This is a genomic window from Pedobacter sp. MR2016-24 (assembly GCF_026239655.1).
Taxonomy (GTDB): Bacteria; Bacteroidota; Bacteroidia; order Sphingobacteriales; family Sphingobacteriaceae; genus Pedobacter.
In genome coordinates this window covers 265,476-282,212 of sequence record NZ_JAPIVO010000006.1, presented here as the reverse complement: position 1 = coordinate 282,212, position 16,737 = coordinate 265,476, and the positions used below count along the sequence as shown (strand labels likewise).

Below are 16,737 nucleotides of genomic sequence, written 5' to 3'. Positions count from 1 at the left end.
TTGCTATAAAAGTCCAAAGCTAAACAATTCCTTACTAAATTTCACATATACAATTTAACCCCATAGTGTAGAGAACCGCTACACTAACTCCTTACAGGCACAATCAATAAAAAGCTAATTTACAGTCATTTATAGACTAAAAATACAAGTGGCATTATATTTAATACTTGATATACAGAAGCTATACATAAAATAGAGAAGAATAATCCCGATTTTATGTGACAAAGATCCCTTTCATTATCTACGCCAGATGTATACCGTCATGAGCCGCTCCTCCAATTTTAGCATTCAAACAGAGTATAGCTTCACAACCTTAAACTAAATAACATCACTATGAAAAAGTTAATCTTAAGCGCAGCATTTCTTGCATTTGCAGGAATTGCATCTGTAAAGGCTAATGAAACCAACAGCCTGCAGGCAATTACTGTTCAACAGGACAGTACGACTAAAACACCTGTCAAAATAGAAGATCTGCCGGACGCGGTGAAAGCTACCCTCGCATCGGAAAAGTATAAAGATTGGGCACCACTGGCAGCCTATCTGGTAACAGATGGTAAAAAAACTGAGTATTATCAGGTTGACGTTAAAAAAGCGGAAGAAACTGCTTCTTTAAAAATCGGTAAAGACGGCGTTGTCGTAGAGTAAAGAATCACCATTTTATAATCTATATACAGGCTGGGGGCTTAGCATATAGATTATAAAATATTATCCGTTAAACCCGTCCAAAAATCTCTGTCCACATCTTAAGCCTTAGCTCCTCCATCAGTCCGAGCTGCCCGGCTTTCAATCTCCATCCCCAATTACCCACAACAGTAGCTGGCATATTCATCCGGGATCTTTCATCGAGCCCCAATATATCCTGTACAGGTAGTATCACCATTTTTGCGATAGACATGTAGGCTAACCTGCCCATAACCACATGCACATTTTTTTTGCTTACGGTAGTCCCTGCATAATCTTCGATTCGCTGCCTGTCACCCTTAGTGCTGTCCTGTTCATACCATCCCAGGCTCGTGTTATTGTCATGCGTCCCTGTGTATACCACAAAATTAGCTGTGGCATAACCATGAGGCACATGCTCAGAATTTGCGATATCCTCGCCAAAGGAAAACTGCAGCACCTTCATCCCGGGCAAAGAAAATGCATCTCGTAATAAAAATACTTCTGCAGTAATCTTACCCAGGTCTTCGGCAATGAAAGGCATTTCAGGAAATTCCTGCTGCAGTATTTCAAAGAAATCTGCTCCGGGCCCCAGATGCCATTCACCATTAATTGCATTCTCCGCGCCAGCCGGCACTTCCCAGTAATCATAAAATGCCCTGAAATGATCCAGTCGCAATAAGTCATACAGTTCCATGTTTTTTCGGATCCGCGCCAGCCACCAGCTATAGCCCTTGGATTTTAAGATATCCCATTGGTAAACCGGCATTCCCCAAAGTTGCCCTTCCGCATTGAAATAATCGGGTGGCACGCCGGCAACACCCGTCAACTGGCCGTCCGCATCGATACTAAAAATCTCAGGATTAGACCATACATCTGCAGAATCATGTCCCACATAAAATGGAAGATCACCGTATAATTTAACCCCTTTTTTATGTGCAAAGGCCCTGAGCTGGTGCCATTGCCTGAAAAAGATAAACTGCTGCCATTTAATTTTAGTCAGCAATGCTTCATTGGCTAGAGAAAATTCCTGTAAAACTTCCGTGTTTCGGGACTTAAAGTCCTTTTCCCATTCATACCATGGTGCATACTGATGCTGTTCTTTGAGTACAATATATAATGCAAAATCGTTCAGCCATTCTGATTCACTGATACAAAACTGATCAAAAGCCTTTTTCAAAAGGTAATGTTTCCCTGAGTTAAAAGTCCGCCACGCAATATCCAGCAACTCTTTTTTCAGCACAGTAACCCGCGAAAAATCTACTTCAGCTCTGGCAGGCAATCTGTATTTCCTTAACAGTTGCCCGCTCAGCAAGCCATCCTCAGCCAGTAAATCCGGACTAATCAATAATACATTTCCAGCCAAACCAGATACAGAACTATAGGGTGAATAGGCCTGTTCTTCTCCTATTGGATTCAACGGAAGAATCTGCCAGTATTTCTGCCGGGCACGGGATAAAAACCCAATAAACTTCTCCGCTTCTTTACCAAAATCCCCGATTCCATACACCGAAGGCAGCGAAGTAATATGTAGCAAAACACCAGCGCCACGATCATTTGAAGGAAGCGTCATTTTTAAAAGCGCAAGAGGAAAATCACCGAAAATTTCAGCAACAGCTAAAAAACCGTCCACAGCCTTTCCTTTGCCGGTATTCAGCACACTCTCCCAGGCAGCGGGAGCCTCTGCCGGAAGCACTATCCGGGTATCTTTCCAATCGGCCAGAATCTGGTTATCCCCCAGCTTTCTGGTCAGTCCCGCCAAATCAAGTGGTACAGCAGTGATATACCATTCATGCCCATATCTTCTTGCAAATGCAAAAACATGTTTTGCATATCTGCCTTTCACCGAAAGAGGAATATAATCTCCCAGGTTGAAGAGCTGCGGAGCAGATTGCCGGTGGCGGAACAATTTGTGCAGTAACCATAACTTAATTTTCCCATTGTACCGCTCCTCCCAGAGTTGCGTTAGGGTTGGCTCTTCTGTTGTAATCTGCTCCAGATAGCTGTCACGCAATTCATAATCAACAGGTCGCCGGTTATCAGGATCAACCAGACTCAGATCCCAAAGTTCTGTCCCCTGGTAAACATCAGGAACACCGGGACAGGTAAATTTGAGTAACAGCTGACTTAAGGAGTTGACAATACCATAATCAGCTACCTTTTTCTGTATAAGCTTAAAGCTTTCAGAGAAAAGAGAATCACCTTCCAGTAGTGCAGTGGCAAAATCTTTAACATTCTTTTCATAATCAACATCAGGATCAGCCCACGACGAGTTTGTTTTACCCTCCCTGAGGGCTTTTTCCAGGTAAGCATGTAAACGCTCCAGGTAATCCTCTTCAGGGACGCCAGGCATCGGATAGGTACCTATCAGCGTCTGGTAAACAAAATACTCGTCATTTGCATCGGGCATGTCTGGCAGGGCAGCATTCATGATCCTCCATTCACCCACGGTTTTAATCCATTCCTCGGGTATGTTAGTCAATACATTTAATCTCGCTCTCACATCTTCTCCCCGTTTCGTATCATGGGTAGCAGTACCGTTCAAACTCAATGGCCATAAATTCTGTTTGACGAGCATCCTTTCATGAAAATCCCGCTTGCTGATTCCAAACGCTTCGGGATTGTCACCCACATCGTTATGACCCAAAAACCGGTTATAGGTATACATCAATGTGTCTTCCACACCCTTAGCCATTAAGGGGCCGCTAAATTGCATACATCTCAGGTAAAAATCTTTTGCACGCGCAGTATAACCTTCATCTGCGCCTTCAGCAGTTTCTGTTAATATAACTTTTTCCAGTAAGTCTGCCGCTGGCTCAATATCACTTATAGATCTTATTTTTTTGAATAAGGACTTTAAGCCTTCACGGTTTGCCTCCTGCAGCGGTAACTCATTACCATAATATCTGTAAACAGGGCAATCAATCAGAAAGGCCGCAATAGCAGCTTTCAGGCTACCAGAAGGCAGCAATTTGAGTTCCGTTTCTTCAGCCAGACCAAGCTCCATAAACAGCTCACACAGATTATTCAACTCCCCGCCCATATAATCTTCCAGGATAGCAGATTTCTTTTCAATGATCTGTTTACCAACAGAAGTATGGTCGCCGGTCAGTTGTTCATAAAACCTGGTGAAATCTCTTTTAGCATGGGTATCCGTAAATAAATTATTTACCTGTGCTAAGAAATCATAGCCTGTATTCCCCTCAATCGGCCATAATGCAGGGATTTCTTCCCCTTCTTCCAATATTTTTTCAATTATAATATAAGTATCAGTTCCCGCAACTGTCCTCAGTTGTTCCAGATATCCCTCGGGATCATATAAACCATCAATATGGTCAACCCTCAAACCCTGAAATATACCTTGCTTCAACAAGGTCACAATCAGCTTATGATAGGCAGTAAAAACCTCAGGATATTGCATATTCATGCAAATCAGCGCATTCACGGTAAAAAAACGACGGAAATTGATCTTTTCATTCGTTTCTTCCCAATGACAGAGCCTGTAATACTGACTGTCCAAAACTTCTTGTAATGGTGTGTCCAATGATTTCACTCGGTCATTTACCGGCCATTTGGTATCAAAGTACTGCACATAAAACAGTCCGTCCACTGTTACCAGTTTCAATTCTTCCTTCTCGATGGCCTGCGCTACGGTGCTTCCAAGAAAAGGCACCATCAGCGGGGTTTCTTTATCCCCGGTCCAGTTGATATCAAAAAACTCAGCATATTTAGATTTTGATCCTTTTTTAAGCACATCCATCAGCCATAGGTTAGACGGATGAAAGGCCATATGATTAGGAACAATGTCCTGAATCCAGCGTATACCCAATTTTTTCAGCTTTTTCGATAGCGCTTTCAACTCCTGCAGTGTCCCTATCTCAGGATTAATCCGTTCCGGATTCACCGTGTCATAACCGTGCATACTACCGGGCACAGCTTCCAGAATCGGAGAAGCATAAATAGTATTTACACCTAGCTGATGTAAGTATGGGATAATCTGATCAAAATCTTTGAAGGTAAATTCCTTATGGAATTGAATGCGGTAGGTGGATTGTGGATTAAACATGTTTGCTGGTATAAACTAAAATAGATTCGGATTGAACAGTTACATTAGCTAAAGCATCCAGGGATACCGGAGCAATAGCAGGGCCTCCCCAGCAAGGATCGGCAGAGTCAAATATTTTTTTCCAGTAGGGCCGCGCCCGGGGCATAATCAGATCCTGTACAGTCTTTGAGAAATTGAGCAGACAGACTACATACTGATCCTGATCCCAACGCTGCAAAATCAGACAGTTATTCACTTTATCAGCTGCTACGATCATTTGCGTCCGGTCAGTACTCAGTGGAGCATACTGTTTTCTGAGTTTCAGTAAAGCCTTATAATAATCAGATAGTTGCTGATGGGCGTTTTCCTTCAGTAAATCCCATTGTAATTTAGATTGTAAAAAAGTACTTTCAGCTTGCGGATCAGGAGCTTCTCCCAGACTGTGAAAAGCCGCAAATTCTGCCTTCCGGCCTTCACGAACAGCTTTTATCAGCTCAGGTTCACCGTGACTGATGAAAAACTGAAACGGATTTGTCTCCCCCCATTCCTCACCCATAAACAACATAGGCAAGAAAGGACTGCATACTACAGACGCAGCCATTAGTTTTTGCATTTCACGGGAAAATAACACACTGCTCCGTTCACCAAGCATTCGGTTGCCTACCTGATCATGATTTTGTGAGCATACCACAAATTGCTCACCAGCATGTCCGTCTGCCTTTCCTCCAAAAGTTTTTTGCCTGTGTGGCGAGTAGATCCCGTCGTAGACATAAGCATCACGGTAAGCCTTCTCTAAATGTTCAATACCAGAAAAATCACTGTAATATCCATTTGCAGGTTCTCCGGCAGTTACCCGCAAGGCATGATGAAATTCATCAATCCAGGTTGCATCCATACCATAACCATTTGCTGACAGTGGCTGGATGTATTTCTGATCATTCAGATCAGACTCTATAATGAGGTAATGCATGCGGTGAGTAGTCTTTATCAAATGATCCACTTCCTTCCTTAACTGCTGTAAAAAATGAACAGCACCAAAATCTTTTATTGCATGTACTGCATCCATCCGCAACGCATCAATATGAAAATCCCGGAACCACATCAGTACATTTTCAATGAAATAATTCCTTACGCCATCAGACCAGGCATCATCAAAATTTACTGCACTGCCCCAGGGCGTTTTATATTTCTCTGTAAAGTAAGGACCGGATAAAGCGAAGTAATTTCCTTCCGGGCCAATATGGTTATAAACCACATCCAGCACAACCGCCAGCCCTTTTTCATGACAAGCATTGACCAAATCCTGCAATCCTTCAGGTCCGCCATAAGACTCCTGCACGGCAAAAGGAAATACGCCGTCATAGCCCCAGTTTCTTGTACCGGGAAATTGAGCTACGGGCATCAGTTCTATTGCAGTAATACCTAATTCTACCAGGTAATCAAGCTTGCTGATGATCCCCTCAAATGTGCCCTCAGCTGTAAAAGTACCCGTATGCAGCTCATAAAAAATATACGTATGCAATGGCAGGTTCTGCCATTGCTGATCTGTCCACTGAAAATTATTCAGGTGATATGCCGTCGCAGCTCCATGTACACCATCTGCCTGGAGTAAACTTGCCGGATCGGTGATCACTATTTCATCATCAAGTAAAAACTGATAAGTATCCCCTGCAGACAGGTCAGCTGTTTCCAATGACCAGTATCCAAATTCACCTTTACTTAAGCTGAGGTTTCTGTTGGCCAGCTTCAGCTGAACAGATTTGGCTTCTGGTGCCCAAAGGCTAATAACAGCTGCCCCCGTCTGGTTAAAATTTACGCCAATATTCCGTTTACTGCTATCTATATGATTCATCTCGTATGCTTATCCTTTTATTCCACATGTTTTAAGAGCACTATTGACCGTCCCTCTACCCTTATTGTTTCACTCGTAAAATGACGGCTAAGCTCCTCATCAATTCTCGTTACACTCGTATCCAGTACCTTTACCCATTCTTTTCCATAACGTTCATTAGGCAAACGATAATCCAGGTAATCATCATGAGCATTAAACATCAGATAAAAATTATCATCTATGATCTTGTTTCCATGTGCATCCGTACTTCTGAGCCCTTGTCCATTCAGATAAACGGCTAAAGATTTAGCATAATCTTCATTCCAGTTATGTTCCTCCATCTCCATTCCCTCAGGTAAAAACCAGGCAATATCTTCCAGACCAATACCTTTGATCGGCACGCCCTGAAACCACCTTTTACGGCAAAAAATCGGATGCCGCTTACGCAGTCTGATCAGCTCTTTTGTGAAAGAAAAAAGCTCCTGATCTGCCTTAACCCAGTCTAACCAGGAAATCTCATTATCCTGACAGTAAGCATTATTGTTTCCTTGTTGCGTACGACTCATCTCGTCGCCCGCCACAAGCATAGGTACGCCCTGTGACAAAAACAAGGTGGTCAGCAGATTACGTTTTTGCCTTTTTCTTATCTTATTGATCTCTTCATTATCCGTTTCCCCTTCTACCCCATAATTATAAGATCCATTATGGTTCTCTCCATCCCGGTTATCTTCTCCATTCGCATCATTATGCTTCTCATTATAGGAAACAAGATCATGCAGGGTAAAACCATCATGTGCAGTGATAAAGTTAATACTGGCCATCGGACTCCGGTAACCACCCTGATATAAATCCGGGCTGCCCGTAAAACGCTGCGCAAACTCTCCCAGCATACTATTTGCTCCGCGCCAGTAATCTCTGATACAGTCCCTGTACTTGCCATTCCACTCCGCCCATTCCGGTGGAAAGTTTCCTACCTGGTATCCACCCTCTCCAACATCCCAGGGCTCCGCAATCAGCTTCACCTGAGAGATGATCGGATCCTGATGAATAATATCAAAAAAGGCGCTCAGTTTATTTACATCATGCAGCTCACGCGCAAGCGCAGGAGCCAGGTCAAACCTGAAACCGTCTACATGCATTTCTGTAATCCAATACCGCAAACTATCCATAAAAAGACGGAGAACATTAGGCAGGTTTGCATTTAAAGTATTACCCGTACCTGTATAATCCATATAATACCGTTGATTTTCTGTCAGCCGGTAATAAGAGGCATTGTCTACTCCTTTAAAGGATAGAGTCGGCCCCATATGATTGCCTTCGGCTGTATGGTTATAAACTACATCGAGAATAACTTCAATTCCCGCGTTGTGCATTGCTTTTACCATCTGCTTAAATTCCAGCACCTGTCCTCCACGTTCTTTATTCGCAGCATATCTGATATCAGGAGCAAAAAAACCAATTGTATTATATCCCCAGTAATTATTCAGGCCCTTTTCTACCAGGTGCCGGTCATTGACAAACTGATGTACAGGCATCAATTCAATTGCAGTAATACCCAGTTCATTCAAATAATTCAGTGTAGCAGGATGTGCCAGTCCGGCGTAGGTCCCCCTGATTTCTTCAGGAATATAAGGATGCTGCATCGTAAAACCTTTTACATGAGCTTCGTAAATGATGGATTCGTGATAATTGATATCTAAAGGAGTTTCTCCTTCCCAGTCAAATGCATTGTCTATCACTACAGATTTAGGAATAAAGGGGGCGCTATCAATTTCGCTGAAGCTCAAATCAGCTTCAGGGGAGCCCATTTCGTAACCAAATAACGCATCATGCCAGTTAATGACACCGGAGATAGCCTTGGCATAAGGATCAATCAATAATTTATTCAGGTTAAACCGATGTCCTTCTAATGGTTTAAATGGCCCGTTAATCCGATAGCCGTATAATTGTCCGGGTTTTATTCCCGGCAGATAACCATGCCAGATATGATGCGTACGCTCAGTTAAACTTAAATTGATCACTTCTGTCTGATCATCCTCTTCATTAAAAAGACAGAGTTCAACAGCAGTTGCATTATCGGCAAAAATAGCGAAATTAACACCCTTACCATCCCAGGTTGAACCCAGCGGATAAGGATATCCAGGATATACGTTAATGTTGTTCATTACCTATATCAATGGAATTTCAGCAGAAATGTTTTTATTTTTTTAAATCAGGAAAAACGCCTTAACAAAAAAAAAGATCAGGAAGTATATTTGTGAGTCAGCTGAATTAAATCGCTTATTTCGAAAGGCTTAGGTAAAAAATCATTTGCAAAACAATTATTTGCAATGGATACGATATCTTTATTTGCAGATACCAGAATAATAGGTATAGCCCTGGTACGTACATTACTTTTTAGTTTTCTGCAGATCTCTCCACCATCAGAGCCAGACATTCTGATATCCAGCAAAACTAAATCCGGCTGTATGGTTAACTCATCCTGTAACGACCTCCCGTCAACAGAAGTTTCTACCTCATAACCCTCATCTTCCAGAATCATCGTAATAATCTCCAGGATCGCCGGATCATCGTCAGCAACATAAACTCTTTTTTTTAACATCTCAGGAATTATTTAGTGGCAAACTAAAGTAAAATACCGAACCCTCTCCCCTTTCGCTTTCTACCCATATGGCTCCATTCTGCCTGCGGATAATTTCAGCGGAAATATACAAACCTAAACCTAAACCAGGAAACGAGTTAGAACGCTCATCCTCCAAAACCCTGTAAAATCGTTCAAAGAGGTTCTTTTGTTTCTCCCTGGCAATTCCAATTCCAAAATCTTTCACACTACAGATCAGGTGTTCATTCCCGGAAAAACTATTCACTTCAAGATGATCCGCCTCGGGAGAATACTTGATTGCATTTGATATTAAATTGATCAGTACCTGTCCGGTCCGGTCTCTGTCAGCATTTACATTTAAAGCTTGCCTGTCACTGACTACCTTTATTTTCTTTGTGGTTGTTCTCTGCAGTTCCTCCACTGTATCTGCTAACAGTTCGTTAAAATCAAAGTGCTGTGGCTGCAGTTTAAGCACGGTTCCTTCTATCATTGTCAGATCCACCAGATCCTGGATTAATAAAGTAAGTTTATTGATCTGATTTCCCATCTTTCCCAACAGGGCAGCAGATTTTTCATCTCCCGTTTTTAAAAATCGTTCCTGCAGGTATTGTGCAAATGCCTTTACAGAAGTTACCGGAGTCTTCAGCTCATGTGTAATTACACCCATAAACTCATCCTTTCTGTTCTGCTCATTTTTAGTATCAGTGATATCCTTCACCGTACCAATCATCTTCGATGGCATATGCTGTTCATCAAAAAGTACCTTTCCCTGGGTGTGTATCCACTTTATCGTTCCATCAGGTAAAACAATCCTTGCATCATAATTATAATCGCCATTTAACATGGCAGCATTAAAAGCCTTCTCTACAACATCTCTGCGGTCATCCGGATGAATACGTTCACGCATTTTATAGAAGTTCAGATCAGCAGCTTTTTCGAATCCAAGTATCCTCGCCATCTGATTGGTAAAGATTATATTTTTTGTATGCAGGTCCATCTCCCATGATGCAGTATTCGTGTAATCAAGTGCCATATTTAACCGATGTTCACTTTCCTCCACTTTTTTCCGCGCTAAAACCTGATCTGTCACTTCAAAGCCAACAGTAACTACACCAATAATTTGATGGTGGATATCTCTTAAAGGTTCATGCACAAAATTAAAATAGGCAGTAGAGAGTTCACCGCGTCTGAAAATGTCTACGGGCGACTCATTCGCGGAAAATGAAATGCCACGATCATAGACCTCTTCCACAATTTCTTTGTGTCCCTGCGATACCAGTTCCGGAAATACCTCAGCAAATGTTTTACCCTTAACCTGCTCCAGCGTTCTGTCCCACATTACGAGGGACTTGTTATTGACCAGTTCTATCCTCAGCTCCTTGTCTTTAAATATAGCTATCGATACAGGGGCCTGAAACAATATATTATTGAGGTTCTCTTCTGAAGCCTTTATGAGTAATTTCTCTTGTTCCCGCGCATTGATGCTCCCCATAATCAGGGATATCTTAGAGGCAATCAGCTGAAAAAACTGCTGATATTCATCGTTAAATACCAGATTAGGACTTACGCCAAATACCATAATACCTATAGGCTGATGATCTGCAGGTTTAAACACCGGAATACACACTGCAGTCCGGGGCAAATCTCCAAGCAGTGTATGATGCAGCCTGGTGATCTTATCTCCCACACCTTCAATAAACACAGGCATTCTTGACTTTATGACTTTGCCAAATTGCCAGAAATTATCCTCTGCTGAGAAATCATAATATTCATCAAAGGGTTCATGCCCCTGCAGTTCAGCCGTAGAACCGACCAGCTGAGCAACTCCTTTAGCATTTAATATATATAAAGCACTGAAAGGAATATCACTATAATACTTATCAATGATTTTATAAGAAGCATTGATCACTTCAGCAATTGAATTGGAGACCCATGAAGCACTGTTTATCTCGGTAGACAGCTGCATTCTTCGCTGTTGTAATACTTTTTTTGTCTCCTCGTGGCAGGCACAAAATAATCCGCCTACATCACCGTATTCATTTATAATCGGACTGTAGGAGAAATTATAATAACCTTCTTCCCTGAATCCTTTACGTTCCAGCACCAGCATCAGATCTTGTCCATAAATAGACTCTGCATCATCAAATATCATATTTTTCATGGGCAGCAGGTTCTCTTCCCAGATTTCAGACCAGAGTTCATCTGCCCGTCTGCCTAAAAAATAAGGATGTTTAGTACCCATTAACGCCACATAGGCATCATTATGAATATTGATGATGGTATCTCTCCCCCACCATAAAAACATCGGGTACTTGGAATGAAGAATAATACTAACGGAGGTCTTTAAACTCTGCGGCCATAACTGAGGAGGTCCTAAAACTGACTTTGACCAATCAAAATTCCTGAGTAATTCCCCGCAGTCACCGCCACCCTTTAAAAAGGACAAATTATTCAACTTAGCTGTATCCTCCATAACATACATAATTCCTATAAATCCACCGTCTTTTCAAACTCTCTTCAAGAATACCCAACAAATCCCTTAATTACAAATAATACGTATACAGCTCATATTTGGATGAAATTACAAACAAAAAAGCGGACACCAAATCTGGTATCCGCCTTAGTTTTTCATAGTAGATATTCAAATGAACACCTATACTGTCATATTGTTTTTATTTTTTTTCAAAAGCTTTCTTCAACTGATCAGCTGCATAAGCCTGTGCATCTTTAGCCTGAGGTACAACAGCAGCCATACCAAAGAATTCATGCGTCACACCTGCATAATTTTTTGAGTCTACGGTTACACCCGCAGCTTTTAATTGAGCAGCGAGCATGATACCATCACTATTCAACGGATCTATTTCGGCAGTAATAATTGTTGTTGATGGCAACCCTTTAAGATTGGCATTCACCAGAGAAATTCTTGGGTCTTCAGCTTCGGGCATAGCCGTTACATAATTCTTAGTGAACCAGGCCATCATCGCTTTGTTTAAAGGATGTGCATCAGCGTAAGTCTTGTAAGATTCAGTAGTCATATCTGCCTGTGCAATCGGGTAAACCAGTACTTCATGAACAGGAACCATTATTTTCTTATCTCTGGCCATTATACTCACATTTGCAGCCAGATTACCACCTGCACTCTCACCTACAACAGCAATCTTCTTTGGATCACCTTTTATTGATGCTGCATTTTTAACTACCCATTCATAAGCAGCAAATGAATCATTATGAGCAGTTGGGAATTTAAACTCAGGTGCCAGACGATAGGCTACGGAAACAACTACTGCTCCCACCTGTTCTGCAAGTCCTTGAGCAGAAGCGTTATAAACATCCAGATCTGCAATAACAAAACCTCCTCCATGATAATAAACAATTACAGGATAAGGACCAGTTCCGGTTTTTGGCGTATAAATTCTCAGATGAACATTCCCTCCTGCTACCGGGATATTTTTACCTGCCGTATCGACACCAGGTGCCGGTAACATGATATTGTTTTCTTTAATCAGATCCATTACCGCATCCGTTGGGGTATGATTTTTCCTGGCATCTGCTGCACTTAAAGTTTCAATCGGTTTATCGCCGTAACTGACCAGCTTTTCTATCACCGCCTGCATCTCAGGATGAATAGTTTTACCCCATTCTGGCGGGGGACCAGCAGGTTTCAATGCGGTTTCTGTAGTTGTGGTCGCGGTATCCGTAGCAGCACTATCGCTGCCAGCGGTGTTTTTTGAATTATTTCCGCAGGAAGAAAGTATAACTACACTCCCTAATAATGCAAAAGCTGAATTAAATGATAAAAATTTCATAGGTATATTATTTTGTTTCCCCCTTAACACCCCCGCCAACGGGATGTTTCAACCTACAACCTGCAGGAATGCCTATATAAAACAAAAACAGCTAAAACACTTTAAGATGGAGCGTGTTAATGCGATAGTATAGCTAAAGCCGGAAAATGAAACCTGTATAAGTCAGCACTTATAAAAGACATACTGATGCAGGATCCATCGCCTAAAAAATAAAATATGAAAAACAACAACAATTCACAGAACGGGAAACAAAAAGAACTAACTCCGGATAAAGAAAACGGAGCAGGTGAATTTTTGACCACAAACCAGGGGCTGAAGATCAACGATAATCAGAACTCTTTAAAAGCTGGAGAAAGAGGTCCTACCTTACTGGAAGACTTCATCCTGAGAGAAAAAATAACACATTTTGATCACGAACGTATTCCTGAACGTATTGTTCATGCGAGAGGATCTGGTGCGCATGGAGTTTTTGAACTGTATGAATCACAGGAAAAATATACCAAAGCAAATTTCCTGAATGATACTTCAGCTAAAACCCCCGTTTTTGTTCGTTTCTCTACCGTAGCCGGCTCCAGAGGATCTACAGATCTGGCAAGGGATGTGAGAGGTTTCTCTGTGAAGTTTTATACACAAGAAGGCAATTATGATTTTGTAGGTAATAATATGCCTGTCTTTTTTATTCAGGATGCCATTAAATTCCCGGATCTGATTCATGCTGTAAAACCAGAACCACATAACGAAATTCCACAAGCAGCTTCTGCACATGATACTTTCTGGGACTTCATCTCACTTATGCCCGAATCAACGCACATGATAATGTGGTTAATGTCAGACAGAGCAATTCCAAGAAGTTACCGCATGATGGAAGGTTTTGGTGTACATACTTTCCGTTTAATTAATGCCGAAGGCAAAGGCAGTTTTGTTAAATTTCACTGGAAGCCTTTACTGGGTGTACATTCCGTAGCCTGGGATGAAGCGAAAAAGATATCAGGAAATGATCCCGACTTTCACAGACGCGATCTTTGGGATGCGATAGAGAGCGGCGCTTTCCCGGAATGGGAACTGGGTTTACAGATCATCCCCGAAGAAGATGAGCATAAATTTGATTTTGACATCCTGGATCCTACCAAATTGATACCGGAGGAGATCGTACCGGTACAGCTTGTAGGTAAAATGACGCTGAACAGAAACCCCGACAACTTTTTTGCTGAAACGGAACAGATCGCTTTCCACCCTGGCCACCTGGTTCCGGGTCTTGATTTCTCTAATGATCCTTTATTACAAGGCCGTCTGTTCTCCTATACAGATACACAGTTATCAAGACTAGGCAGTCCGAATTTCCATGAAATACCAATTAACAGACCGGTAAACGGAGTGCATAATAATCAGCGCGATGGTCACATGCGTCAGACGATCAGCACCAGTCGCACCAGCTATGAACCCAACAGTATAGGTGGTAATTTTCCTGTACAGGCAAAAGAAGCAGAAGGCGGGTTTACTTCCTATCAGGAAAGAATAGACGCTAAAAAAATCAGAGACCGCAGTGACAGCTTCTTTGACCACTTCAGCCAGGCAAAATTATTCTATAATAGTCAGTCGGAGGTCGAAAAAAACCATCTTGTTGACGCATTAAAGTTTGAACTGGGCAAGGTGGAAATTGTGGACATCCGCAAGAGAATGGTGGGCATCCTGACACAAGTAGATATGGAACTGGCTAAAAAAGTAGCGACAGGACTCGGATTAGATGTACCTGCAGCACCGGAAAAACCCATAAACCATGGTGTACCGGCAGATGCAGATCCGGCAAAGTACGAATCCAAAACAGGCAGTTCATCGTTAAAAGTTTCTGCGGCGCTCAGCATGTCCAATACGCCAAAAAACAGCATAAAATCGCGGGTAATTGCAGTACTGGCTACTGATGGTGTGAATGGTGCGCAACTTAATGCAACTAAAAAGGCATTATTGGCAGGCGGAGCACAGGCAAAAATTGTAGCTACTCATGGCGGCTTCATCAAGGATGATACAGGTGCAGAGATCAAAGTCGATTTTACCTTCCTGACAACCGCATCAGTGTTATTTGACGCCGTATATATTCCAGGTGGTGCACCAAGCATAACTGCAATCAAGGCAGAAGCTGATGCCGTTCACTTTGTGACAGAAGCTTTCAAACACTGCAAGGCAATTGCTGCTGAAGCAGAGGGAGCAGAACTACTCAAAGCGGCGTTAATACCGATGGATAAAAGTAAAACTCCGTTAGGTGTGCTTGCGGATCAGCAACCAGCAGACTTTGTAAACGCAATTGCAAATCACCGTTTCTGGGAAAGAGAGAAAAAACCTGATGTACCAGCCTAATCATCGTAAAATGAATCAAAACACTGCTGAATTAATCAGCGCAGCCAGAACCGGCGACGTTAATTTTTTACAAAGTTCAATTAGCGCAGGAGCTGATATAAATGCAGCGGATGAAAAAGGTTATACGCCTTTAATCATTGCTTGTTACAATAACCAGCTTGCCGCAGTACAGGTATTGCTCAATGCTAATGCTGATATCAATAAAAGTGATGCTGGCGGAAATACAGCTTTGATGGGCGTATGTTTTAAAGGGTATGCAGCTATTGCTGCCCTTTTAATTCAACATGACGCTGATCTTAATCTTCAGCACGGTAACGGGGGCACTGCGCTCATGTTTGCTGCCATGTTCGGCAGAAATGAACTGATCAGGATGCTGCTTGAAAAAGGAGCAAATCGGGATGTGACTGAATTCAGAGGCCTTACGGCACTGGATCTGGCAATACAACAAGGCAATAAAGAAGGTGCAGAATTACTGAGCAGGCAAACATCGGCGGCTGTAGACTGTTAATGTATTATAAAATTAATATTATGGCACAACTAGAAGTTCAACCGAAAAAATACAAAGACTGGTTCAACTGGCTGATCGCGATAGTAGCAATTGGCCTTATCCTGTTTTATTTTGTAAGTGATAAAATTACCAGCTAAATATTCAAGCATATGGAAAGGAAAGAACATCAGCATGAAATCAGCAGCCTGAAAGAACTCAGCAACAGTGATTTCGAAATCAAAGATGGTCAGCCAGATATCATCAACTGGACAGTTAAAAATTCAGCTGACCAGACTATTGGTAAAATAAGCGAATTACTTTTCGATGAGCAGGAGCGGAAAGTAAGGTATATGGTACTGGATCTGGAAGGAAACAGCTGGCAGATAGAGGAACGTGAGGTATTAATTCCTATTGGCGTAGCCGAATTGGATAAAGACCATGACCACGTTATTCTCCCTAATATTACTGCACAACAAATAAGTGTAATGCCGGATTATATCAAAGGAGCAGCAGTCATATCTACAGATTCAGAACTATACGGTCATAAAGATTTTGATGAATCCAATCTCTATGCAAGAAGGCAAACCGGTAGTTATACCGATCATGTACCTTTCCAGGTGATCACCAAAATATTTCAGGAAGAAAATGAAGCTGAAAATGCCCTGGCTTTGCTAACTGAACATGGTTTCTCAGAGAGTGATATCAAAGTAACGATATACAATCCATTGAACCGGGTGGATAATCCTTCAGCCCCGGATAATCCCAATTACCTGGGAGACGGCTCCAGGGATGAGTTTATCCTCACCATAGCAGCCAGCTCTTCTGCACAGGCAGACCTTGCACATAAGCTATTGGATATCAATGCAGAATAACAGAAATAAATAAAAAAAAGACCTGTAAAAAACAGGTCTTTTTTTTCCAATAACTACAACTCATAGTGATATGGCAAGGTGT

10 protein-coding genes are annotated in these 16,737 nt (G+C 42.0%); 4 read left to right on the top strand and 6 right to left on the bottom strand.

The genetic code is table 11. The annotated features are described in order from the left end of the window. Positions 1-333: 333 nt before the first annotated feature. Positions 334-645, top strand: a complete 312-nt coding sequence (locus OQX62_RS17545) for a hypothetical protein (protein WP_265832924.1) — start codon at positions 334-336, stop codon at positions 643-645. Between the two features lie 67 nt (positions 646-712). On the opposite strand, the gene treY is transcribed toward OQX62_RS17545, so the two are convergent. The 6 genes from treY to OQX62_RS17515 form a co-directional block, all read right to left on the bottom strand. After that, positions 713-4,726, bottom strand: a complete 4,014-nt coding sequence (treY, locus tag OQX62_RS17540) for a malto-oligosyltrehalose synthase (RefSeq protein ID WP_265832923.1) — start codon at positions 4,724-4,726, stop codon at positions 713-715. Beyond that, positions 4,719-6,557, bottom strand: a complete 1,839-nt coding sequence (treZ, locus tag OQX62_RS17535; RefSeq protein ID WP_265832922.1) for a malto-oligosyltrehalose trehalohydrolase — start codon at positions 6,555-6,557, stop codon at positions 4,719-4,721. Before treZ ends, treY begins: the two co-directional genes overlap by 8 nt. Positions 6,558-6,574: 17 nt before the next feature. Further along, positions 6,575-8,701: a glycogen debranching protein GlgX gene (glgX, locus tag OQX62_RS17530; RefSeq protein WP_265832921.1), complete on the bottom strand. Its 2,127-nt coding sequence runs from the start codon at positions 8,699-8,701 to the stop codon at positions 6,575-6,577. A gap of 77 nt (positions 8,702-8,778) precedes the next feature. Next, the gene (locus OQX62_RS17525) at positions 8,779-9,138 is read right to left on the bottom strand and encodes a response regulator (protein ID WP_265832920.1); all 360 of its coding nucleotides are present in this window, start codon (positions 9,136-9,138) and stop codon (positions 8,779-8,781) included. Between the two features lies 1 nt (position 9,139). Further along, positions 9,140-11,611 carry an ATP-binding protein gene (locus tag OQX62_RS17520; RefSeq protein WP_265832919.1) on the bottom strand — a complete coding sequence of 824 codons (2,472 nt, stop codon included), beginning with the start codon at positions 11,609-11,611 and terminating at the stop codon, positions 9,140-9,142. A gap of 199 nt (positions 11,612-11,810) precedes the next feature. Then, positions 11,811-12,944: an alpha/beta hydrolase gene (locus OQX62_RS17515; RefSeq protein WP_265832918.1), complete on the bottom strand. Its 1,134-nt coding sequence runs from the start codon at positions 12,942-12,944 to the stop codon at positions 11,811-11,813. A gap of 216 nt (positions 12,945-13,160) precedes the next feature. Here OQX62_RS17515 and OQX62_RS17510 point away from each other — a divergent pair, with 216 nt between their 5' ends. The 3 genes from OQX62_RS17510 to OQX62_RS17500 all read left to right on the top strand — a co-directional run bounded on the left by OQX62_RS17510 (position 13,161) and on the right by OQX62_RS17500 (position 16,655). Continuing rightward, on the top strand, positions 13,161-15,296 hold the full coding sequence (locus OQX62_RS17510; RefSeq protein WP_265832917.1) for a catalase: 2,136 nt from the start codon (positions 13,161-13,163) through the stop codon (positions 15,294-15,296). 10 nt (positions 15,297-15,306) lie between these two features. Then, a complete protein-coding gene (locus OQX62_RS17505) occupies positions 15,307-15,804 on the top strand; it encodes an ankyrin repeat domain-containing protein (RefSeq protein WP_265832916.1) in 498 nt (165 codons plus the stop codon). Positions 15,805-15,953: 149 nt separating this feature from the next. Continuing rightward, positions 15,954-16,655 (top strand): PRC-barrel domain-containing protein, encoded by a 702-nt coding sequence (locus tag OQX62_RS17500; protein ID WP_265832915.1) that lies wholly within the window; start codon positions 15,954-15,956, stop codon positions 16,653-16,655. The last annotated feature ends 82 nt before the right edge of the window (positions 16,656-16,737 follow it).